Raw genomic sequence first — 21,348 nt, forward strand, 5'->3', positions numbered from 1 at the left:
TCCCTCCTGCCAAAGTAGCTATTATAGTCATTCATTCTGAATTCAGTGCGTCTTAACCTCAAACCACCTCCAACCCCGAAGCCTTAAAATGAGCAAACACCTTCATGCCAATTTTCAGCACCAACCGATCCACCGACTTTCGTGTCACCAGGGCCATTAATCTCTGCTCCCCAAGACACAATGTAATTAACTGGTGCCAGTCGTCTCTTGTTTGTATTGAATCAATCACCACCGGCAAACGATTCAAAACACTGGTGTCGCGAAAATCTTCCAGGACAATACTTACTTCATGGGCAGGGACAATCATTCGCACTCTGGCCCCTAACGCCAAACCTGACTCGTGAACATGCAGCGTATGGCCTTCCGCATTCAGAACAGTAAGCCCATAGTCTTTATCATGATCAACCACTTCTGCTTCCAGCATGGATAACAGCGGCTCATGCTGATCATCTACGGCTAATGCGCTGTTTAACAGAGTCTGACTCTGATCTTTGCCGGTCACAGTGCCCCGGTGCAGTAATAACACCTTGTCTGTCAGGCGAGCCACCTCTTCTCTTGAATGACTAACCATGATGATGGGGATATTAAAATCCCGGTGAATACTTCTTAAGCAGGGCAATATCGTTGCCTTGGAATCCCAATCCAGAGAGGCCAGAGGCTCGTCCATTAACAGCACCTGTGGCGCATTCAACAAAGTACGGGCAATGGCTACACGTTGTTTTTCTCCGCCGGACAAGGTTTCAACGCCGCGACTTAACAAGTGACCAATGCCTGATTGCTCGACGACTTCTGCAAAGGTTAATCCCTGTCGATCAGTGTTTGAGCGCTTCATGGAAAACTGCAGGTTACCCAGAACGCTCAAATGTGGAAATAAACGGGCTTCCTGAAAGATGTAACCTATCCCACGTTGTTCCGGGGGTACAAAAATACCCTGTTCGCTGTCCATCCAGACCTGTTCATTAAACTGAATCCGACCCAGCACCTGTTTTTCCAGACCGGCAATGGCTCTGAGCAGCGAGGTTTTGCCACAGCCCGAAGCACCCATGATGCCCCAGACAGCATTGAGCTTCAGGGAGCTATTGATGGAAAGATCAAATCGATCCCGGGGCAGTTGAATATCCAGTTTCAACATCAATGATTACTCACTCCAGACACCTGTCGCTTGTCAATGCTATAGAGGGCTACCAGCATCACAAGAGCAAAGGTTAACAAACCCGCTGCCATAGCATGCGCCTGATCCAGCTGTTGGGTTTCCACCGCATCGTATAAGGCAATGGACAATACCTGGGTTTCGCCGGGAATATTGCCGCCGATCATGAGCACCACTCCAAACTCGCCCACAGTATGAGCAAACCCCATACAGGCAGCCAGTAATAATGCTCTGAGGGAATTAGGCAGAACCACATTCATAAACCGGTCAAGCCGACTGGCACCCAGCATTGAGGCGGCTTCAAGCAGACCATAATCCAGCTGCTCAAACGCTCTTTGCAGAGGTTGTACGACAAATGGCAACGAATACAGTACAGAAGCAACCACCAGCCCTGAAAAACTGAATGCGAGGGTAGAACCGGTTAGATCAACCCACCACTGGCCCAGAATATTGTCTGGCGAGAAGGCGATTAACAGATAAAAACCGAGTACCGTCGGCGGAAGCACCAGTGGCAAACCCACAAAAGCTTCTATCAATGGCCGAAAACGACTTTTCATATTGGCCAGTTTCCAGGCCAGAGGGACACCCACCAGCATTAATAGCAGCGTCGTCGTCAGAGCCAGTTTAATAGTCAGCAAGATGGCTGTGGTCAGCATTATTTCGCCCTATCCTTGATGGCTGGAAAATAGCCATGCTCAGCAATATATTTCTGGGACGAGACAGACAACACAAACGCCGAAAACGCCTGAGCTATCTTTTTATGCACTGTCCTTTTCAGTATCACCATATCCTGACGAACGGGATCATAAAGCCTGTCCGGCACATAGGTGATTTGCTTCAGCTCTTCACCCGTCAGCTGAGATAAGGCAACCAGTCCCATATCAACATTACCGCTGGCAACAAACTGCCAGGTCTGCTGAATGTTAGCGCCCTGAACCAGCCGCCCCTGATAACTCTGCCATAACCCCAATTTTTCCAGAGATTGTTTTGCCGCCAGTCCGTAGGGAGCGGTTGCGGGGTTGGCAATAGCCAGTCTTCCCTGCCAGTCTTTGAGCTGCTCAATCGAAGAGGGGTTTTTATGTTCTGTTCGATGCCACAGAACCAGACGTCCATAGGCGTATGTTCTGCGACTGTCTGGCAGCACCCTGCCATGGCTTTCCAGCTTCAGGGGTCGGGCTTGATCGGCTGAGAAGAAAAGATCAAAAGGAGCACCGTGCATAATCTGGTGATAGAGCACGCCGGTCGACGCTGAAGAGATACTGACCCTGTGGCCGGTCTGACGCATAAACTGTTCAGCCAGATGTTCCAGCACAGGTTTAAAATTGGCCGATACCGCCACTCGAAGATTGGCGGCGGTTGCGCCTATGCTCAACAACAGTGTCAGCATACCCAGCCAATACTTCACAAGGATTCCTGTCCCCAGCGTTTGGCTGCCTGTTCATCGGACTCTCTGGCATCGACCCAGCGATCACCTTCTGGCGTGGTTTCCTTTTTCCAGAAAGGAGCACGAGTTTTCAGGTAGTCCATAACAAACTCACAGATCTCAAAGGCTGCTTTGCGGTGGGCACTGGCCACACCGACAAAAACAATTCTGTCGCCCGGCTGAAGCTGTCCAACCCGGTGAATTACTTTAATGGCTTGCAGTGGCCAACGTTCTGCGGCTTCATCAATAATTTCCTGGAGCGCCTTCTCGGTCATACCCGGATAATGTTCCAGGTACAGCCCTCCCACATCATCCCCGAGGTTTTCATCCCGCACCAGTCCGGTGAAAGTCACCAGCGCCCCGGTACCGGTGTTGCCACTGAGCTGATCCTGTTCATAGCCCGGATCAAAGTCGTCTTTCTGTATCGAGATCATGATCACCCTCCGGTGACGGGGGGAAAGAAAGCAATTTCGTCGCCTTCTTTTATTTCAAAATCCTTACGGGTCATGGTCTGGTTCAAAGCCACCAGGGTGCGTGAGTCATTGACGACTTCCTGCCAGTCTTGCCCCTTTGCAGAGAGCAGACTTCGGAGTGCAGAAAGATTCTCTGGAATCTCTGCCAGCTCCAGTCTGTCTGTACCCAGCTTTTCCCGGTAGCTGGCAAAAAAAAGAACCTTAATCACCGGATTTACTCTCCTCTGGAAAAAGTCTGCTACTTTGAGAGTTCTACTCAATAACGTTCTACTAAAACAAGGCTGTATCTATGTCACCCATCGAAGCCAGACTCGACATACTGGAAATACAACATAAAAACCTGGACGCCGACGTGCATAGCCTCGCAAAGGTCTGTGCAGAAATCAAAAATATCGCCCTGACCAATCAGAGTGATATCACCGGATTAAAGCTTGATGTCGCAGACGTTATCAACGACATTGCTGATGTTAAAAATGATGTTGGGTCGGTTAAGGAACATGTCAATGCCTTAACCGCTGCAACTCATGCCGGCTTTATGAGAACCGACAAACGCTTTGATGAGATGGACGCCAGATTCACCGAGCGTATGGATCAAACGGATAAAACAATTAATCAAATGAACACTGAGCTCAATGAACGTATGGATCATATGGACTCAAAATTCACCAAGCGCATGGACCAGATGGACTCAAAATTCACAAAACGCATGGACCAGATGGACTCAAAATTCACCGAACGCATGGACCAGATGGATTCAAAGTTCGCCGAACGCATGGAGCAGATGGATGCCAAGTTCACTGAACGCTTTGAACAACTGGAATTATTAATCCGGCAACGACAACCCATTAACTAAAACCCGCAAACCAGTGGCAGCTTCCTATGTTGCCACAGCCATCTACCCTGCTTTGTAGTGGCCGCCCTTGCCACCGCTTTTCTCAAGCACCCGCACACCTTCGATGCACATATCCTTATCCACCGCCTTGCACATGTCGTAGATCGTCAAAGCCGCCACTGAAGCTGCTGCCAGTGCTTCCATTTCAACACCGGTTTTACCGCTCAGGCGACAGCAGGTCTCAATACGTATGCGGTTTTGCTCTGGCTCAAGTTCAAATTCTACGCCAATGAAGTTAAGCATTAACGGATGACACAGAGGGATCAGGTTGCCACACTGTTTAGCAGCCTGAATACCGGCAATGCGTGCTACCGCCAGAACATCGCCTTTCTTGAGACCATTGTCGGCTACCAGTGCCAGCGTTTCCGGCTTCATCACCACGAAACCTTCTGCCATGGCTTCACGCCGGGTGACATTTTTGTCACCCACGTCCACCATGCTGGCCTTGCCCTCGTCGTTGGTATGGGTGAGCGACATCAGCCTTCAACCTTTTTGAGTTGCTCGACAAAGTTGCAGGGGCGATGACGACGGTCCAACTGCTCTCTGATAATACCTTCCCAGGCAGTCTTGCAAGCGTTGTTAGAACCCGGCATCGCAAAAATGATGGTGCCATTGGCCAAGCCGGCAACGGTTCTCGACTGAATAGTAGAGGTACCCACCTGCTCATAGGAGAGTTGCCGGAACAGCTCGCCATAACCGTCTACCTCCTTGTCAAAAATGGGGAGTAAGGCTTCCGGTGTACTGTCACGACCTGAAAAACCTGTACCGCCAGTCACCAGAACGACCTGAACATGATCCGAGGCGATCCAGCGGGATACGACTTCACGAATCTTGTAGATGTCGTCTTTGACAATGGCTTTGTCAGCCAGTTTATGACCGGTGGCGGTCAGATTATCCACCAACAGTTGGCCGGAGGTATCTGTTTCCTCTGTGCGGGTATCAGAAACAGTCAGAACCGCAATATTCAGGGGTACTAATTCAGTTGCTTGCTTATGAGCCATCATGTCTCCGTTAATACCGTTAATCATTTCTCAAGCTTTTCCCCGCTCATGGCTTTCAGGGCACGATGCCACTCATCGGGGGTGTTGGTGTTCTGGAAATACGCTGCCATTGGGGCAGGAAGCGGGACAGCCACACCCTGCAGACGATCAAACAGCCGTCCAAGTGAATAGTCTTGGTGATCCTGACTGCTCAGCGCACTATTGACGGCACTTCGTAGCTGGCTGTCGACAGGCAGGATAAGTGGCAGGGAAAAGGTTTCAAAGATAACCGCCCTGCCCAGCTCAGCTGCAGATAATACCAGCTTCCTGCAGGCTTCCGGTGGCAATAGAGGCATATCCACTGGTACCACTAAAAGGTTCACACCATCGGGTAGAGTGTCAATGGCCGCATGAACACCGCCAAGAGGTCCCCGGCCAGGTATTTTATCCACCAGCGCCCTGCTGCCAAACTGGTCACCACTGAGCAGTACTTTATCGATACCCGACTCATGCAGCAGATTTTGCATATGTTGAAACAGGGGAATGTTCTGCCAGAGCAGACGAGCCTTGTCCTGCCCCATCCGGGAAGACTGGCCACCCGCCAGCACCAGTCCGATAGTTTGGGTCATATTCAGGCACCCTGACCATAAAACGTTTTGCCAGATGAACGGGTTGAGGATTCTACCAGTCTGTCCTGTAGAGGTTAAGGCTAAAAAGTTGCATAGCCCAAACCGGTAACCAAAAATGACTGGTCGTTTAAATCTGCTCTTTACCGAACCGATTCCGTGCCGCTAATTAAATTGATGGATTCCATCCTGCAGACTCCCGGGAGCGAAAAAAGACTTTCCCGGTCAATCAGGGAAGCATCAGAGACTGACATGCCCAGCATAGAAGAACACATAAGCCATCATCTGGGGCTCATCGACCAGGCTACTCAGGAAGGGCGGGCCTGCCGTGTCGCTATGGGCAGGGATGGTCGGCCAGTTGTAGAGACCTCCCCAAAAGAGTTTCTGAAGCAAGGCTCCTGGAAACTGTTACACCGGAGAAACGCAGAGGCTGAAAGAACGCTCAGGGAAATGATCATCGACGTTATTCGCAAGCCTGAGACTAGCTTATCTCTGCGAAAACAGGTCTTTGAAGGCGCCAAAGCCGGTCGATACGTCTTTTTTTCGGAAAGGGAAGCCAAAGTAATAGAAGAAAACGAAGCACTGATGTTACGCCCTGACCAAAAAAAAGAACCCGTTACCAGCAAACCTCTGCCAAAAAGAAAAGTCAAACTGCAGGATGCCATGAACTTCAAAGGACGGATCAGAGAGGTGTCCGGCAACCCGAAGAGGCACCAGTTTCCCGATGCCATGAAAAGCAGTGGCCCTGCCAGAGAGGTTAAAAAAAGGACACCTCCGGAAATCCCTGCTATTCCCTTTACGCCACCGACCATTACTGTTACTCCACCCGCTGAAGAGGCCCAACAGCCGGGTGAATCAACACCGATAGACTTCGAAGCAACGCCTGTGCTTCAGCAGCCGTCAGAAACCACAGACTCTCCGCCCATCAACGGCGGCATCCCCTACATACCGACACCGGTGGAAGTGCCGGAAGACCCGCCTGAGGCCCCGGTTTCTCCAATATCAAGACCTATCACTCTGGTCCCAATGGATTCGCTTGAACGCCCGGTGATTTTTCCGAAAGTGCCCCGGCTTATGCTCGAAGAGGCTCGAAAAGAGCTGGAGACAAAGCTGCCTGCAATCAATCTTGCCGACGCAGATCAGTTTCTCTGGTTGTACTACACCTGTGTGTTTCTCGAAGAACACACATCCGACGACTCGGATGAATTAAAAGCGCAGCTGGAGCAAAGCTTTGCCGCTGCCGGTCTGTCTAATCAATACAGAAAACGGCAAACCGAACAAATGTGGCAGGCGGTTCGCATGCTGAAAGCCGACTTGTCGCCCGAAGCGTTCACTGAATGCACAGATGGAATCAGTCAAATCAGCAGCCCCATGCGTTTCAGCCTTACCCAACACCTGGTCAGGGATATCAATCAACTCGGTTTTCGAAAACTGCCCTACCCCAACGGCGATCCGGCTAAAAGAATCGATGCATTTCAGCTGGAGTTTCTCGAGCAGGTTAAAGATACCGACGAATTAATGGAAGAGCTGGGCTTTGAAATCGAAGATCCCGATGAAAGTGACCACCCCCTGGAAGCCAGGGCAAAGCTGGTGGATGTCAGGGCACAGTTAGAGAACGAATTATTAACCTACAGCACCGAGCATGAGTCCTTTGCTCAGTTGGTTGACCAGCTGGAAGAGGTTGATCCTGCTGCAATCAGAAAGAAAATCGAAGATGAAATAACACTCACCGGGGAAGAATTACAGGCCATTATCGCAGCCAAAAAGCAGAAACTGGAAATAGCGCAGCGGCTGGGAAAAAAGTGGGGAGACTCCCTGCTGCTGGACGGACGTAACTGGCCAGACAGCTATTCCAGGCAAACGTTATCGAAACTTTATGATCTTGCCAGTCTGGACTGCCCGGCCATTAACTCCAACCTTAATAGCTGGATTCTGGATAAACATCAGCAGGCGGAATACCACCCACAAGTTATCATTGATGGTTCCGGCATCCATGGACTGCTGGCGGCGTTGACACAGGTTGAAGCTGGCGCCAATGTTACCCTGTTATTGAACCCGGAACCCGTCTTTGCTGCCAACGAGACAGTCCGGCTCGACCCGCAATGGATGGAAGCATTACGCTTTCATCTCGGTGCACAGTTTGACCTGCTGTTTACAAGCCTGCCAGACCCTGAACAACATTCTCCACAAAACACTGACAGCAGCTCAGGTCTGCTGCACCCGGACGGTTTTGGAGAAATTTCAGCGGGCACCCTGCATCAGGCTCTCTGGAACCAGGTCCTTGAGATGGCCGGGCCTGATGCGTCGCCCCTTAAAATGGTCGCCAATGCCCGGGTCGTCGATATTGAAGCGCCTGATCAGCAAAATACAAAACATCTTGTTCATCTGGAACATCAGAGCGAGCAGAGCAGCCACAGGAACAAAGTCCCTGTGGACCTCCTGATCAATGCCCGGGCAGAGCCTGACGCGCCCAGCGCCGAATATCTGGCAACAAAAACCGTCGATGATAAAGCCCATAAGGCCGAGACTGACGGGCAAGCCAGGCCGCCAAAGCGTTTAGCCTGTCGGTGTGCATTTTCATTGCCCCTGGCTTCCGCTCTCAATGAACCTGCGCTAAGGAGCCCTTTCTACACGACGGTTACCGACTCGTCATTCAGCCAGTCTTTGGCCAAAAACATGCAGGAGAGACTGGGTCATATGGCGCCTGTCCTTCCTGGTATCAGAGAGAACATGCTCAACAGAATCCAGCTCAACCTGATCGAAAGGAAGGAAGATTTCGACAACAACAGCCAATATACAATCACTGGCGAATTGGAAAAGCTCTGCCTCTCACTTAAGAATGAACCGGTACCGTTGAAAATCTTTCACACTGAAAACCGGCACGTCATCCAGATTGACATGGAGCTACCTGCCCAACTGTGCCAGTTTCTTGAAATTGCCGATGCTTACCTGCAACACCATGACGCAACTACCCAAGAGGCAGCAGCCATTCGTCAGCAGATTATGGCGGCATGGTTTGAAACGGTGGTGGTGCATACAGAATTGCCTGAACGGGGCATCCAACCGGAACACCTGAGACTGGATTCCCTGTCTACTTTTGCACCGAAAAAGACAGCTCTTGATCCCGCCGTTGAGACCCTTGAGGCTGATAACAGCATGCTCACCATAACGGCCATTGGCCCTGCAGCCGTCAAAAACCCAATGTCTCCCGAAGCTAACCAGACCTCGGCCAGAGAACATATCTTCCAGTGTCAGGCGTTGACTGAAAAGCTGTCGGAGCACTACAGCCCGGAGGGTCATCTTAAGGACGCTGAAAACCTGCTGGAAGACGCAGAAGATATGGCACAAAAGTACTTATTACTGCAAAAATTCGTTTTTGAAGACGATTAATCCTGCAAGAACTTCATCCTTTATTAGACTTTAAGGTTCCTCTCCTACGAACACTAATAATTGAATGAGGTTGTATCATGTCCAGCCATCTGGAAAACACTACAGCATTGAAACAATGGACTGCAAGACTGGCTGTTCCCCTGTCGTTCTGTGCACTCCTTCTGGTGATCTCTTTGCCTCTTGAAGGTTTGACCGCTTATGGCCAGATTATGCTGGGCATTCTGGTTTTGGCGGTCATTCTCTGGGTAACAGAAGCTTTGGCTTACCCTATCAGCGCCCTGCTTATTGCTGCACTGGTTACCCTCCTGACAGGCATTGTCCCCAGCAGTGAAACCGGTGCAGTACTGGGTACCAGTAAAGCACTGGGACTGGCGATGAAAGGCTTTTCATCGCCCAGCATCATTGTTATAGCCGGAGCACTGATCATGGCTGCCGCAATGCAGTCCACAGAGCTGGACAAACGTATCGCCCTGACCATTCTGTCACGCATTCGCCCCAGCCCCGGCGCTATTATTGCCGGCTGCCTTCTGGTCGGCGTGGTGTTTTCGTTTATGATTCCTTCACCCACTGGACGTACGGCCGTTCAGGTTCCTATTCTGGCAGGGGTGATCGCAACACTGGGCCTGGACCCCAAAAGCCGTCTGGCAGCGGTATTGATTATGGGGGCCGCCCAGGTCAGCACAATATGGAACGTTGGTGTCATGACAGCCACCGGCCACAATGTGGCGGGCCTTGAGTTGATGCATGAACACACGGGCTTCACCATGACCTGGATTCAATGGTTGATCCATGCCGGTCCCTGGTCGGCCCTGATGACGGTAATCCTGTATTTTATTTTGAAAATGGAGGTCAAGGGACACGCTTTGAAAGACGACATCGGCCAATGCCTGGACACCTCTTCCGACCCCTGGACCTCCCAACAGAAAAAGCTGGCACTTTTTACCGTTCTCCTGATCAGCCTCTGGGTGACCGAGGGCACGTTTCACCACATTACTGTTCCAGCCACCATGTTATTGATGTCCGTTTGTCTGCTGCTGCCCGGAATTGGGGTCTTTGAAAGCTGGAAAGATATTGAGAAGCGCATTCCCTGGGGCGTCATCGTCATGTTTGGCGTCAGCATCAGTCTCGGTCAGCAACTGGTGAGTACAGGCGCTGCTGCCTGGCTGGCAGAACGCTGTTTTTCATCCATGGAAATTCACACCATGTCGTTGGCCCTGCTGGTGTTCGTCATGACATTGTTTACTGTGGTCATGCATTTGGGCTTTGCTTCGGCAATGAGCCTGACCGTAGCATTACTGCCGGTATTCCTGGCTTTTGCCGACACCCTGCCAGACAGCATGATACATAACGCCATGGGGCTGGTGCTCATACAACTGTTTGCCGTGAGCTTTGGTATGATTCTGCCGGTGAACTCACCCCAGAACATGGTGGCCTATTCAACAGGCACCTTCCAGGCAAAAACATTTGCCCGGATCGGTTTGCTGCTGACTCTGGCTAGTCTGTTGACCTTTGTACTCTTCTCAATGACCTGGTGGCAGTGGACCGGACTCTTGTCTCCGACCCATTAACCAAAACAGGATAGAGTGTGAAGCCACCTATATCTTAAGTCGAAGATTTGCGGTAAGTTTCACACTCTCATACCAGCCGATTTCCAGCCTATGTCTTCACCAGCCCAAGAACCTTTCTGGCGCACCAAAAGCCTGAAAGCCATGACCCGTAATGAATGGGAGTCTCTTTGTGACGGCTGCGGGCGCTGTTGTCTGAACAAACTCATTGATGACAACACCGGCGAGATTCATGCCGTCGCGGTTTCCTGTAAATTACTGGATCCCACAACGGGTCGATGTCAAAACTACAAACATCGCCGCAAGTTTGTGCCCGACTGTATTATGCTCACCCCCGGAACCATGCAGGAACATCTCCCATGGCTGCCCGACAGCTGTGCATATCGGTTATTGCATGAGGGCTATGATCTACCTGAATGGCACCCTTTGATTACGGGTGATCCGGACTCAGTTCACAAGGCTGGTTTTTCAGTAAAAGGAAAACCTGTCGCATCCGAAGAAGACGTGCCAGACCCTTCGGATTGGTTTGATTACATTATTCGCACCGGATGACAGATAACTCCTGACTATCAGGCTTTCCCCATAAAGGCACCCATAATCTCGCGAGCCTCGTCCGACTGAAGTCGTTCAGCAAAAAGAGCGCCTTCATCGGTCAGTCTTTTCTCGACATCACTGCGGTAGGACTGTTTAAGCAGTTTTTTGGTGTATCTCAGTGCTTCTTTTGGCTTGGCGGCCAACTCTTCAGCCCTGGCCAGGGCATGTTCAAAGATATGATCAGTATCAACCGCTTCGTTGGCTATACCGTAATCCCGGGCCGTTTCTGCATCAAAAAAGTCCCCCAGCATAAGCAGTTCTGCGGCGCGCTGATGACCCATCACCTGAGGCAGCAGAAGGCTGGAAGCCGCCTCCGGGACCAGGGCCAGGTTGACAAACGGTAATCTCAGCTTGGCGTTTTTAGCAATATAAACCAGGTCGCTGTGCAACAGCATCGTAACACCAACACCGACAGCGACACCGCTGACCGCTGCCACCAAGGGCTTTTCCAAAGCAACCAGTTGACGAAGGAACGTCATTACAGGGGAGTCGAGACCCAGACCCTGTTTCAGAAAGTCACCCAGATCATTGCCTGCCGTAAAGGCATCGGTGTATCCCTGAATCAGAACAACACGAACAGCATCATTCTTATCTGCATCGGCCAGTGCTTTAGCCATATCGGCATACATAGCACTGGTCAGGGCATTCTTTTTTTCCGGCCTGTTCATGGTCACAATCAAGACCGAACCATTTTGCTCAAGCACTACATTATTTTCAGACAAATTCATCACCTTTGAGAGTTGTTTTCTTATTTTCCTGAGTTCACTAATTTGAACACTAACCGCAGCCAGTCTCGGTAAATTGAGACCCGTATCTCGACCCAATTATTCTTTCCCAAGCTCCGCAAGGGAATGTATACCCCCTGAAAATCCGGGCTCTAAAATCTGTGGTAAGGTATGGGTTCCCACGCTTGGGTCCAGAGAGTTAAAAGCATGGGAGCCAGAGAAACTATAGACCAACGCCTCGACCCATCCTTAATAATGGTAAGGAAAACGAGAAAAGTCCCTGGATCTCTTTTCCAGAAAAGCATCACGTCCTTCCCTGGCTTCTTCCGTGCCATAGGCCAGCCGGGTCGCTTCGCCGGCAAACAGCTGCTGGCCAACCATACCATCATCAGTCATGTTTAAGCCAAATTTCATCATGCGAACAGCTGTTGGTGATTTCTCGCCGATCATGCCTGCCCATTGCAGAGCCACTTCTTCCAGCGTTGCGTGAGGCACTACTTTATTGACCATGCCCATTTCAAAGGCCTCCTGAGCGGAGTAATCCAATCCCAGGAAAAAGATTTCGCGGGCCCGTTTTTGTCCGACCATTTTGGCCAGATAGGCTGAGCCATACCCCGAATCAAAGCTGGCTACATCCAGATCAGTCTGTTTGAAAATGGCGTGTTCTGCCGAAGCCAGTGTCAGGTCGCAGACAACATGCAGACTGTGTCCACCTCCTGCGGCCCATCCGGGCACTACCGCCATCACCACCTTGGGCATAAACCGGATCAGTCGCTGCACTTCAAGAATGTGCAAACGCCCCAGACGGGCATGATCCAGCGCATCCTGAGGTATTCCCTCATACTTGTAGCCGTCTTTGCCACGCATACGCTGGTCGCCTCCGGAGCAGAAAGCCCAACCTCCATCTTTCGGGGATGGACCGTTGCCCGTCAGAATCACAACGCCTATATTGCTGGAGGTTCTCGCATGTTCGAGCGCCCGGAACAGTTCATCCACTGTCCGGGGTCGAAAAGCATTTCGACACTCGGGCCGGTTAAAAGCAATTCTCACGGTTCCCTGATGTCTGGCTCTGTGATAAGTAATGTCCTCAAATTCAAAGCCATCCACTTCCTGCCAATGTTCCGGATTAAAAATTTCAGAAACCATAGGACCTCCCGAGACACACAGGCCGTAGCGACAAAAGATTTTAGCGAACAATTGTCGTATAACAGCCAGGCAGTGCCATTAAATAATCCATAAAAAAGCCGTGATTCAGAAGCCTTGCGGATTGACTGAAGCATAGCCCTGTCTAAAAGTTATGAAAAACCTTTACCATGGGTTGGTGTCTGTCAATAAGGCAATATCCAGGAGAGTTTTTCATAAAAATCGGATATGATCTGCGAATATTTCACAATACATAAAAGCCTGACCCACTTAAGAGCCTCAGGATATAACAGAAAAAATACTCATGGAGTTATAACAATGGCCACGGTGCAAGAAATCTTTGATGAAATGCCCAACCGTTTTGATGCCATTGCCGCAGTAGGGCAAAAACTGATTTTTCAGTTTGATATTACGGACGGGGATAGCTATCACATTACCATCAATGACGGCACTTGTCGTGTGGTCAAGGGTGCCAGTAATGACCCCAGTGTCACCTTAATCACAGACACTGAATCTTTTGTCGGTATCATGACCGGTAAACTGGATGGCATGCAGGCCTTCATGGCTGGCAAGGTTCGCACTGAAGGCAATATGATGCTGGCTACCAGGCTCAACGACTTTTTTCGCAACGAATGACCTTCTCCGGAGTTAATGGCCTCTCGACCTGTTGGAAATCAGCAGGTCTTTCCCTCTCTATCGGCACTTCTGTTTGATTGGTATCATAGTACCCAATTTCGCATAAGTAGCTATTTTCAATTCCCTAGCAATCGTGAGTGCAGTTTATGAGTGATCAGTCTCTGGTTTCGGACTTTAAACAGGCCATGCAGGAACTGGCAGCCTCCGTCAACGTCATTACTTCACAACATGACGGATCAAGAAACGGTCTTACGGCCACAGCCGTATGCTCTTTATCCATGGAACCGGCTTCCATGCTGGCTTGTATCCATGAAGACGTACAGACACTGGCAGAAATCAGAGCCAGCGGTTATTTCTGTATAAATGTTCTGAGCGCAGACCAGCAAAATGTATCTGATGTATTTGCCGGCAGTTCAGGTGCCAGAGGCGAGCAGCGATTCCTGGAAGCAGGAGACTGGACAACGTCTCAATACGGAGCACCCATGCTGGATGAAGCTTTGGCCAGCGTCGTCTGTGAACTGCAGGAAATCAATAAGTCCGGTACCCATCATATTTGTATTGGCCATGTTCGCGAAGTTCGCCTGAACCGGGGCTCATTGCCACTGGTTTATGCCCGGCAACAATACGGCACTCTGACCGATCTGTCTGAAGCAGAAAGAGCTGCCTGAATATGAGAATTCTCACGATAGCAACGCCATCTATCCTGATAGAAATCCACCCACAAAAACATAAAAGTCCATGAGCCGTATTCAACATACTCTCGCAGCGATCGACAAGCTGCATGAACAAGACCCTGAAACCTTCGAAGGTAAAGCCAAAGAACTGATCTATGCAGAGAATATGTCTGCATGGCTCCATAAGTTAAGCCCGGATGCTTCTGAAGAATTGCAGATTGCTGTTCGCAGCCAGCATCTCTGCCGTTGGGAAATTCCGCGCTCAGAATTCCCGATGGATCGCCCCGGATACCTTAAATGGCGAACCGAACTGGGCAAGCTGCACGCCCGAAAAGCAATAGCGGTCATGCAGGAGAATGGTTACAGTGAAGAGAGTTGCAAGCAGACCGAAAGTATCATTCGCAAACTTGGTATCAAACGCAATGCCGAAGCACAGACCCTTGAAGACTGCGCCTGTCTGGTATTTATTGAAACCGACTTTCTGAACTTTGCCGGGAAGCACCCGGAAGATAAAGTTATTCGAATTGTCCAGAAGACCTGGGCCAAAATGTCAGAACAGGCTCACCGGGAAGCCCTTGCACTGGATCTGCCTGCTGAAGCAGTGAGCCTGATTCAGAAAGCTCTGACTTAGAAAGGATTTCAATGAGCATACGTCTTGGCAAGTTTATTCGGGAAGCCTTCTTCACGCTGCTAATCGGTGTTGCAGTCATGACGGCATACAACGTCTATCTACAAAAAGATATGCCTTCAGGCAAGGCTCCAGAGCTGCGTGCAATCCCCATAAACGGAGAAGCAGTCGACCTTTACACACTGTCTGAGGAAAAGCCCGTCCTGCTTTATTTCTGGGCCAGCTGGTGCCGGGTCTGTCACTGGGTCAGCCCTGCGGTGAGTGATTTGTCAGAAGAGTATCAGGTCGTTAGCGTGGCCCTGGCCTCGGGCAACAATGAGAGAGTAGCGCGATACCTTAATGCTAAAGATTTGCACTTTTCCGTCATTAATGATCCGCAGGGCTCTGTCAGCAGAGCCTGGAATGTCAGCGTGACGCCGTCTATTTTCATCATCAGAAACGGTGAAATCAAAACCATTACAACAGGCTACACCAGCAAGGCAGGATTGCTGGCAAGGTTGTGGATAAATCAATAGCTTATCTAAGCATTTGGTAATTACCTTTGATCCAAAATCACGGTTTCAGGATAATGGCTGTTTAGAATGACTCGTTTCTCAGCCATGAAATACCTACGATACCTGACAATAGGAACCTTGCTCCTCCTGATGTCGGGTTGTACCACGCAGAACAACTTATCGTCACCAGAAGTTTCTCTGCCAGCGGCCTTTTCTCAATCCGGCAATGAAGCCAGGTACAGCCTCTGGTGGCAAAGCTTCAATGACCCCCAGCTCAATACTCTAATTGAAAAAGCACTGACCGATAATTTCAGTCTGAAAGCGGCAACGGACAGGCTTCGTCAGGCTGAAGCCGCTGCCAGACAATCTGGAGCAGCGTCACTTCCCAATGTTGATGCGACCTTCGCAGGCAGCCGAACCCATCAGTCTTCCAATAATATGGAGCAATTTCAGATCGGATTGATGGCCAGTTATGAAATTGATCTCTGGTCACGCCTGACAGCCAATGAAGCCTCTGCAGAATTCGATTTTCTCGCCAGCCGAGAAGCACTGGCCATTGCAACAATAACATTGTCGTCTGAAGTAGCCCGTCACTGGTATGAATTGGTCACCCAGCAAACTCTGATCAAACTCTATCACCAGCAGATTGAAAATCTGACCCGTCAGCTGTCAGTGATTGAACTGCGATTCCGATACGGTCAGACACAGGCAGAAGACCTGCTGCAACAGCAACAGCTTCTGGAAAATCTTAAGGCTAAAAAACTCGCCGCCGGGCATCAGAAGCAACTGACTTCCCGACAGTTGGCGCTTCTGATTGGGACAAGCACTCTGCCCTCAATCGATATTCCGGAAACCCCGGAGCTGAAACCTCTTCCTGCTACCGGCTTGCCAGCTGACCTACTGAGTCGTCGCCCGGATCTGAAACAGGCCTGGTTTAATGTCGAGCGTCAAAACCAGCAATTAATAATGGCCGAAGCCAACCGGCTACCTCAGATCAATCTCACGGCCTCAGTGTTATCCACCAGCTCAAACTTCTCTTCTCTGATGAATGATTGGGCAGCCAATCTGGCGGCCGGACTGATAGGCCCACTCTTTGACGGCGGGATGCGTAAAGCTGAAGTCGATCGTCGACAAGCTGCTTTAAGCGAATCTCTGAACACTTACTCTCAAGCAGTTCTCGAAGCCTTTACGGAAGTAGAAACCACACTGACTCGCGAACAGTCCGTGCACCAGCACCTAGAGAGTATTGACAAACAATTGTCGTTAGCTTTGAAGGCAGAACAGTTCAAACTCACCCGATATCAGAATGGTGACAGCACTTTTCTTGAAGTGTTAACCGCACAAAACAGCAGACTGGATCTGGAACAACAGAAACTGATTAGCAAGGGCAATCTTCTGGCCGCGCGAATTCAACTTTACCGAGCTCTGGCAGCTGATCTGAACATAGAAAAGCTCGTCCGGCATGGAAGCATGGCAAGCACTGAACAAGACAAGGCTCTGCTCACACACTGATATGAAAATGAATCCCCCCATCCAACACCTGAAAAAACCTGCTGCTCCTCTATTGATCCTTGTTATCTCGGTTATTGCAGCATGGTTGCTGATGACGACCTCCCCCAAAGCCGGTCGTGCCGAACCCGGGAAAAAAGCTCAAATGGTGGAAACGGTTACCGTTGAACAACAAACCGTCAACATTCGTGTCAGGGGTCTGGGTACCGTTATCCCCAGTCAGCGGGTCACTCTTTATCCTGAGATCAGTGGCAGGGTCGACGGTATCCTTGATGGTCTGGTGCCCGGCTCCCGTGTCAGGAAAGGTGAGCTGCTTGTGGCTCTGGATCAGGATGAATATCAGATTCTTGTTCGGGAACAGGAAGCCGCTGTCGCTCAGGCATGGTCGGAATTGAAGCTGGAGCAGGGACAGCAGAATATCGCCCGGCAGGAGTACGAACTGACAGGCAATACGCTCTCTCCGGAAGAAGAAGCCCTGGTCCTTCGGCAACCTCAACTGGAAGCCGCCAAAGCAGCCTTAAGTCAGGCTCAGGCGAATCTGGATCAGGCAAAACTGAACCTTGGAAGAACACACATAACAGCTCCGTTTGATAGCCAGATCATCAGCAACACTATTCACCCCGGCAGTCAGGTTAACAACAGCACCGCTTTGATGGTGCTGATCTCTACTGACCGCTTCTGGATCGAAATGGAAGTGCCTGCCGGTCAATTGCAATGGCTGAATTTTGCCAACGAAGACCCTGCCGGTAGTGCGGTGAAAATCACCAGCCCGGATTGGGGTACGGAGTCCCGTCAGGGAACACTGATCTCCGTATCTCCGGAACTGAACGACGGTTCTCTGATGGCAAAAGTCATTATTGAGATTGAGGACCCGCTGGCTCAACGAGAAGAGAATAACGATAAACCTCCCGTCATGATTAATGACCTGCTCCGAGCAGAGATCCTGGGCAAAAAAGTGGACAATGCCTTTGTCGTGCCTGAAGCACTGATAAGAAACAGCCATCAGGTCTGGCTGTTAACCCGGGATAACAGTCTTGAGATTCGTACCCTCTCACCTGTATACCGTGATTCCGAAAAAGCGATCCTGCTTTCTGGTCTTGAAGATGGTGACCAACTGGTCAGCTCCTCGCTGATTGCCCCTGTCGATGGCCTGCCCTTGCGAAGAACTGAAAAGCCTTTTGATGCAGGTAAGCAGCCATGAACGAAAATAAAGGCGCTATCGCGTGGATGGCCCGTGACAAAATCACTCCGAATCTCCTGATGCTCTTTCTGATTATCGGCGGCCTGTTTGTCACCTGGGGCATCAAGAAAGAAATTATGCCGGAATTCAATGTTGATCGGATCGAGGTCGCTGTCAGTTATTCGGGAGCAACACCCGAAGAGATCGATCTGAGTATTGTACTGCCTGTTGAAAATGCCATCCGGGGCATTGAAGGCATTGATGAGATCAACTCAACTTCGGTTTCAGGCTCAGCCTCAATCACCATCAAAGTAATGGAAGGGTATGATGCCAACCAGATGCTTCAGGAAATTGATCAGGCAGTAAACCGGCTCACCACGCTGCCGGAAGAATCTGAAAAACCAAGGATATCCGTCAAGAGTCGTAAAAGAGAAGTCATGGAAATCATGATCTACGGTGATGTCGACAAGCGGATTTTGCGTACTCTGGCAGAAAACGTTCGCGACCGTTTACTGCAAGACCCCGGACTCACCCAGATTGAGCTGGATATGGAACCAGGGCATGAGATTCAGATCAGTATCGATCAAGATCAGCTTCAACGTTATGAATTGACTCTGGGAGAGGTCTCCGAAGCTATCAGTCAACAGGCATTCGATCAAACTTCCGGAGAAATTAACGCTATCGGGGGCGACATCAGTGTAAGGGTTCAGGAACGTCGTGAACAGGTTGACACTTTTCGTGATGTTCCGATCAAATCAATGACCAGTGGCAGCACCCTGAAACTGGGAGACATTGCCACACTCAGCCATGAATTCGACGATGACGGAATGGAAGCACGTTATAACGGTCAGCTGGCAGCCGGACTGACTGTTTACCGTGTAGGAGAACAAACGCCCATCGGTGTATCCGATACCGTAAGAAATATTCTGCCTGAGATAAGGGCGGAACTGCCTCCCGGAGTGAGCATCGATATCACCGATGATGACTCGGTAAACTTCAGAAACCAGATGAACCTGCTTTTGAAAAATGCATTCCTGGGGCTGCTACTGGTGCTGGTTCTTCTAAGCCTGTTTCTGGAGTACCGCCTGGCCTTCTGGGTCACCATGGGGATTCCGACATCCTTTCTTGGAGCAATGCTATTACTGCCCGGAATGGATGTTTCCATCAACATTATTTCCATGTTTGCCTTTATCATCGCCCTTGGAATTGTGGTGGATGATGCCATTATTGCCGGTGAAAACATCTATCATCGTCGTCAGGAAGGAATGAGTTTTTCCAGAGCAGCTATTCTTGGCGCCAGAGACGTCGCCGTACCACTGACGTTCAGTATCCTGACCAATATGGTAGCCTTTCTCCCGATTCTGACCCTGCCCGGAATGCTGGGTAAGCTACAGCAGGCCACTCCGCTGGTGGTCATCAGCGTATTCGCTATTTCATGGATCGAGGCCCTTTTTATTCTCCCTGCCCATCTGGGGCAAACGAAAGACAGGCCAAAAGGTAAAGCAGGTCAATGGCTGGACAGCGTTCAACAAAGTACAAACAAACGTCTAATGTCGTTTATAAACACAAGATACAAGCCAGCACTAAACAGCATTCTTAATCATAAATACCTGTCACTTTCCGTTGCCCTGGCTATTGTAGTGCTGGTTGGAGCATGGCAAGCCAGCGGCAGGCTGGGCTTTTATCTGATGCCCAGAACCGATGCCAGCTTTGTCAGGGTCATCGCGACCCTCCCATACGGTAGTCCAGACAGTAAAATCAGGGAAACTCTGGCAATCATTGAAGCTGGCGCTCAGAAGCTGGCCCGGGAAAATGGCGGCGATAAACTGGTTAGCGGCCTTACAACCATCATTGAGAACGAGGTGATCAGAGTTTCTCTGAACCTGACGGCTCCTGATGTACGTCCAATCAATACGGCTGAAGTTGCCAGACTCTGGAGGAGAGCCAATGGTGAAATGAACGGCCTGCTGAGTATCACTTACACAACGACGGGTCATGGACCGGGAGGTGATCCTGCCCTGACCGTTGAACTGAGCCACAGCGACACTGAAGTTCTTAGTCAGGCCAGTGAATTCCTCTCACGGCAACTGCAACAGTTTAGCGGAGTCACAGATATCTCCAGTAGTTTTGCCAGTGGTAATCCTCAGCTGGATATCCGTATCAGTCAGGAAGGCATGGCAATGGGACTCACTGCTGATGATATTTCAAAGCAGTTGCGCAATGCTCTCTTTGGAGTCACTGCTATAAAACAACAGGAAGGAAGAAACGAAGTTTCGGTAAAAGTCATGTTGAACGAAGCACTGAGACAGAGTGAAGCCGACCTTCTCAACATGATGATTCGTACTGACGACGGCAACTATATTCCTCTGACTCGTGTCGCAACCGTAGACCATAGCATTGCACCATCAACTGTCATCCGCAGGGATGGTAACAGAACCGTTGATATTACCGCAGAAGTGAACCCCAGAGGCTCTACACCTCAGATCATCAGCTCTTTGCAAAAAAATGTGTTTGACGAGCTTTTGGCAAAGTATCCGGGACTGCAAATCGACCTGGGAGGAGACCAGAAACGTGCGGCAAAAAGCATGAGCGCACTGCTGAAGTCGAGCCTGCTGGCCATGCTTCTGATCTACGCTCTGCTGGCTATACCTTTTCAGAGCTTTACCCAGCCGCTGCTGGTCATGGCAGCTATTCCCTTTGGACTGGTAGGTGCTTTCCTGGGTCATATGATACTGGGTTACACCCTGAGTATGATCAGTTTTATGGGCGTTATAGCACTCTGTGGTGTTGTAGTGAACGACAGCCTTATTCTACTCACTACTTACAACAAGCACAGAAAAGATGGTAAAGATTGGCGAGAAGCGATTAATAAGGCCGCAACCCGACGATTCCGCCCCATTATCCTGACGACACTGACCACTTTTGGCGGCTTAGCTCCGATGATTTTCGAAACATCCCGTGAAGCTCAAATGCTCATCCCCATGGCGATCTCCCTGGGCTTTGGTATTCTCTTTGCCACATTTATCACTCTGGCCATCATTCCCTGTCTGATTGGCGTTGGGCATGATATCAAAAGCCGGTTTAAGTGGGAGGCAGGGCAAGCTTATTGATGTGAACCGGAACAATGCCTTAGCAGCCTGTCGGACTTAAGCGTCCGTAGCGAGGATTGCAAGAAATTGAGGATAAAAATCTCTGTTTCTGAGGAGAATAGCGAGCTATTTGACGAAGAAACAGGGATTTTTAGACCAATTTATTGCAACCGCACG

At 50.1% G+C, this 21,348-nt stretch carries 21 protein-coding genes; 11 read left to right on the plus strand and 10 right to left on the minus strand.

Annotated features, from left to right (window positions below; all coding sequences use genetic code 11):
• Positions 1-58: 58 nt before the first annotated feature.
• The 5 genes from modC to moaD are packed head-to-tail and all read right to left on the minus strand — an operon-like array spanning position 59 to position 3,255.
• A complete protein-coding gene (modC, locus tag ACO6V5_RS13510; RefSeq protein ID WP_422132551.1) occupies positions 59-1,132 on the minus strand; it encodes a molybdenum ABC transporter ATP-binding protein in 1,074 nt (357 codons plus the stop codon).
• Positions 1,132-1,806 (minus strand): molybdate ABC transporter permease subunit, encoded by a 675-nt coding sequence (modB, locus tag ACO6V5_RS13515; RefSeq protein ID WP_422137234.1) that lies wholly within the window; start codon positions 1,804-1,806, stop codon positions 1,132-1,134. The genes modC and modB overlap by 1 nt, the downstream gene beginning before the upstream one ends.
• The gene (modA, locus tag ACO6V5_RS13520; RefSeq protein WP_422410785.1) at positions 1,806-2,555 is read right to left on the minus strand and encodes a molybdate ABC transporter substrate-binding protein; all 750 of its coding nucleotides are present in this window, start codon (positions 2,553-2,555) and stop codon (positions 1,806-1,808) included. Before modA ends, modB begins: the two co-directional genes overlap by 1 nt.
• Entirely contained in the window at positions 2,552-3,007 is a 456-nt protein-coding gene (moaE, locus tag ACO6V5_RS13525) for a molybdopterin synthase catalytic subunit MoaE (protein WP_422132548.1), read from the minus strand. Before moaE ends, modA begins: the two co-directional genes overlap by 4 nt.
• 2 nt (positions 3,008-3,009) lie before the next feature.
• Positions 3,010-3,255: a molybdopterin converting factor subunit 1 gene (gene moaD, locus ACO6V5_RS13530; protein ID WP_422132547.1), complete on the minus strand. Its 246-nt coding sequence runs from the start codon at positions 3,253-3,255 to the stop codon at positions 3,010-3,012.
• Between the two features lie 80 nt (positions 3,256-3,335).
• On the opposite strand from moaD, the gene ACO6V5_RS13535 reads away from it, so the two are divergent.
• Complete coding sequence (locus ACO6V5_RS13535) at positions 3,336-3,899, plus strand: MYG1 family protein (protein WP_422137232.1); 564 nt, start codon at positions 3,336-3,338, stop codon at positions 3,897-3,899.
• Positions 3,900-3,941: 42 nt separating this feature from the next.
• On the opposite strand, the gene moaC is transcribed toward ACO6V5_RS13535, so the two are convergent.
• Genes moaC through mobA form a run of 3 tightly spaced genes read right to left on the minus strand, consistent with a single transcriptional unit; the run spans position 3,942 to position 5,547 of the window.
• Complete coding sequence (moaC, locus tag ACO6V5_RS13540) at positions 3,942-4,415, minus strand: cyclic pyranopterin monophosphate synthase MoaC (protein ID WP_422410788.1); 474 nt, start codon at positions 4,413-4,415, stop codon at positions 3,942-3,944.
• Positions 4,415-4,939 (minus strand): molybdenum cofactor biosynthesis protein B, encoded by a 525-nt coding sequence (gene moaB, locus ACO6V5_RS13545; protein ID WP_422137074.1) that lies wholly within the window; start codon positions 4,937-4,939, stop codon positions 4,415-4,417. The genes moaC and moaB overlap by 1 nt, the downstream gene beginning before the upstream one ends.
• Before the next feature lie 23 nt (positions 4,940-4,962).
• Entirely contained in the window at positions 4,963-5,547 is a 585-nt protein-coding gene (gene mobA / locus ACO6V5_RS13550) for a molybdenum cofactor guanylyltransferase (protein WP_422410790.1), read from the minus strand.
• A 174-nt stretch (positions 5,548-5,721) separates the two neighbouring features.
• Between mobA and ACO6V5_RS13555 the strand changes: the two genes are divergently transcribed.
• The 3 genes from ACO6V5_RS13555 (at position 5,722) to ACO6V5_RS13565 (ending at position 11,051) form a co-directional block, all read left to right on the plus strand.
• The gene (locus tag ACO6V5_RS13555) at positions 5,722-8,934 is read left to right on the plus strand and encodes a hypothetical protein (protein ID WP_422410792.1); all 3,213 of its coding nucleotides are present in this window, start codon (positions 5,722-5,724) and stop codon (positions 8,932-8,934) included.
• Positions 8,935-9,011: 77 nt separating this feature from the next.
• Positions 9,012-10,502, plus strand: a complete 1,491-nt coding sequence (locus ACO6V5_RS13560; protein WP_422132543.1) for an SLC13 family permease — start codon at positions 9,012-9,014, stop codon at positions 10,500-10,502.
• Positions 10,503-10,592: 90 nt separating this feature from the next.
• Positions 10,593-11,051, plus strand: a complete 459-nt coding sequence (locus ACO6V5_RS13565; protein ID WP_422137227.1) for a YcgN family cysteine cluster protein — start codon at positions 10,593-10,595, stop codon at positions 11,049-11,051.
• Positions 11,052-11,068: 17 nt separating this feature from the next.
• On the opposite strand, the gene ACO6V5_RS13570 is transcribed toward ACO6V5_RS13565, so the two are convergent.
• Both ACO6V5_RS13570 and ACO6V5_RS13575 read right to left on the minus strand, forming a co-directional pair.
• Positions 11,069-11,815, minus strand: a complete 747-nt coding sequence (locus ACO6V5_RS13570) for an enoyl-CoA hydratase-related protein (protein WP_422137226.1) — start codon at positions 11,813-11,815, stop codon at positions 11,069-11,071.
• A 252-nt stretch (positions 11,816-12,067) separates the two neighbouring features.
• Positions 12,068-12,964 (minus strand): 1,4-dihydroxy-2-naphthoyl-CoA synthase, encoded by an 897-nt coding sequence (locus ACO6V5_RS13575; RefSeq protein ID WP_422410795.1) that lies wholly within the window; start codon positions 12,962-12,964, stop codon positions 12,068-12,070.
• A 225-nt stretch (positions 12,965-13,189) separates the two neighbouring features.
• On the opposite strand from ACO6V5_RS13575, the gene ACO6V5_RS13580 reads away from it, so the two are divergent.
• The 7 genes from ACO6V5_RS13580 (at position 13,190) to ACO6V5_RS13610 (ending at position 21,192) form a co-directional block, all read left to right on the plus strand.
• Entirely contained in the window at positions 13,190-13,597 is a 408-nt protein-coding gene (locus tag ACO6V5_RS13580; protein WP_422137224.1) for an SCP2 sterol-binding domain-containing protein, read from the plus strand.
• Between the two features lie 146 nt (positions 13,598-13,743).
• Complete coding sequence (locus ACO6V5_RS13585; RefSeq protein WP_422132538.1) at positions 13,744-14,265, plus strand: flavin reductase family protein; 522 nt, start codon at positions 13,744-13,746, stop codon at positions 14,263-14,265.
• A 70-nt stretch (positions 14,266-14,335) separates the two neighbouring features.
• Positions 14,336-14,902, plus strand: coding sequence for a DUF4202 domain-containing protein (locus ACO6V5_RS13590; RefSeq protein ID WP_422137222.1), 567 nt, complete (start codon positions 14,336-14,338; stop codon positions 14,900-14,902).
• 11 nt (positions 14,903-14,913) lie between these two features.
• Complete coding sequence (locus tag ACO6V5_RS13595; protein WP_422410798.1) at positions 14,914-15,414, plus strand: protein disulfide oxidoreductase; 501 nt, start codon at positions 14,914-14,916, stop codon at positions 15,412-15,414.
• A 66-nt stretch (positions 15,415-15,480) separates the two neighbouring features.
• Positions 15,481-16,905, plus strand: coding sequence for an efflux transporter outer membrane subunit (locus ACO6V5_RS13600; protein WP_422410800.1), 1,425 nt, complete (start codon positions 15,481-15,483; stop codon positions 16,903-16,905).
• 7 nt (positions 16,906-16,912) lie between these two features.
• The gene (locus ACO6V5_RS13605) at positions 16,913-18,103 is read left to right on the plus strand and encodes an efflux RND transporter periplasmic adaptor subunit (RefSeq protein WP_422132534.1); all 1,191 of its coding nucleotides are present in this window, start codon (positions 16,913-16,915) and stop codon (positions 18,101-18,103) included.
• Positions 18,100-21,192, plus strand: coding sequence for an efflux RND transporter permease subunit (locus ACO6V5_RS13610; RefSeq protein WP_422410802.1), 3,093 nt, complete (start codon positions 18,100-18,102; stop codon positions 21,190-21,192). The genes ACO6V5_RS13605 and ACO6V5_RS13610 overlap by 4 nt, the downstream gene beginning before the upstream one ends.
• The last annotated feature ends 156 nt before the right edge of the window (positions 21,193-21,348 follow it).

It is taken from the genome of Endozoicomonas sp. ALD068 (assembly GCF_049310145.1).
Taxonomy (GTDB): domain Bacteria; phylum Pseudomonadota; class Gammaproteobacteria; order Pseudomonadales; family Endozoicomonadaceae; genus Endozoicomonas_A.

Bases quoted from the DNA above. Each gene is read 5' to 3' on its own strand.
- ACO6V5_RS13565 (WP_422137227.1), top strand. From the start codon at position 10,593: ATGTCTTCACCAGCCCAAGAACCTTTCTGGCGCACCAAAAGCCTGAAA.
- mobA (WP_422410790.1), bottom strand. From the start codon at position 5,547: ATGACCCAAACTATCGGACTGGTGCTGGCGGGTGGCCAGTCTTCCCGG.
- ACO6V5_RS13580 (WP_422137224.1), top strand. From the start codon at position 13,190: ATGATCTGCGAATATTTCACAATACATAAAAGCCTGACCCACTTAAGA.
- moaE (WP_422132548.1), bottom strand. From the start codon at position 3,007: ATGATCTCGATACAGAAAGACGACTTTGATCCGGGCTATGAACAGGAT.
- ACO6V5_RS13610 (WP_422410802.1), top strand. From the start codon at position 18,100: ATGAACGAAAATAAAGGCGCTATCGCGTGGATGGCCCGTGACAAAATC.
- ACO6V5_RS13535 (WP_422137232.1), top strand. From the start codon at position 3,336: ATGTCACCCATCGAAGCCAGACTCGACATACTGGAAATACAACATAAA.
- moaB (WP_422137074.1), bottom strand. From the start codon at position 4,939: ATGGCTCATAAGCAAGCAACTGAATTAGTACCCCTGAATATTGCGGTT.
- modB (WP_422137234.1), bottom strand. From the start codon at position 1,806: ATGCTGACCACAGCCATCTTGCTGACTATTAAACTGGCTCTGACGACG.
- ACO6V5_RS13600 (WP_422410800.1), top strand. From the start codon at position 15,481: ATGACTCGTTTCTCAGCCATGAAATACCTACGATACCTGACAATAGGA.
- ACO6V5_RS13595 (WP_422410798.1), top strand. From the start codon at position 14,914: ATGAGCATACGTCTTGGCAAGTTTATTCGGGAAGCCTTCTTCACGCTG.
- ACO6V5_RS13605 (WP_422132534.1), top strand. From the start codon at position 16,913: ATGAATCCCCCCATCCAACACCTGAAAAAACCTGCTGCTCCTCTATTG.
- ACO6V5_RS13590 (WP_422137222.1), top strand. From the start codon at position 14,336: ATGAGCCGTATTCAACATACTCTCGCAGCGATCGACAAGCTGCATGAA.
- ACO6V5_RS13560 (WP_422132543.1), top strand. From the start codon at position 9,012: ATGTCCAGCCATCTGGAAAACACTACAGCATTGAAACAATGGACTGCA.
- ACO6V5_RS13555 (WP_422410792.1), top strand. From the start codon at position 5,722: ATGGATTCCATCCTGCAGACTCCCGGGAGCGAAAAAAGACTTTCCCGG.
- moaC (WP_422410788.1), bottom strand. From the start codon at position 4,415: ATGTCGCTCACCCATACCAACGACGAGGGCAAGGCCAGCATGGTGGAC.
- ACO6V5_RS13585 (WP_422132538.1), top strand. From the start codon at position 13,744: ATGAGTGATCAGTCTCTGGTTTCGGACTTTAAACAGGCCATGCAGGAA.
- modC (WP_422132551.1), bottom strand. From the start codon at position 1,132: ATGTTGAAACTGGATATTCAACTGCCCCGGGATCGATTTGATCTTTCC.
- ACO6V5_RS13575 (WP_422410795.1), bottom strand. From the start codon at position 12,964: ATGGTTTCTGAAATTTTTAATCCGGAACATTGGCAGGAAGTGGATGGC.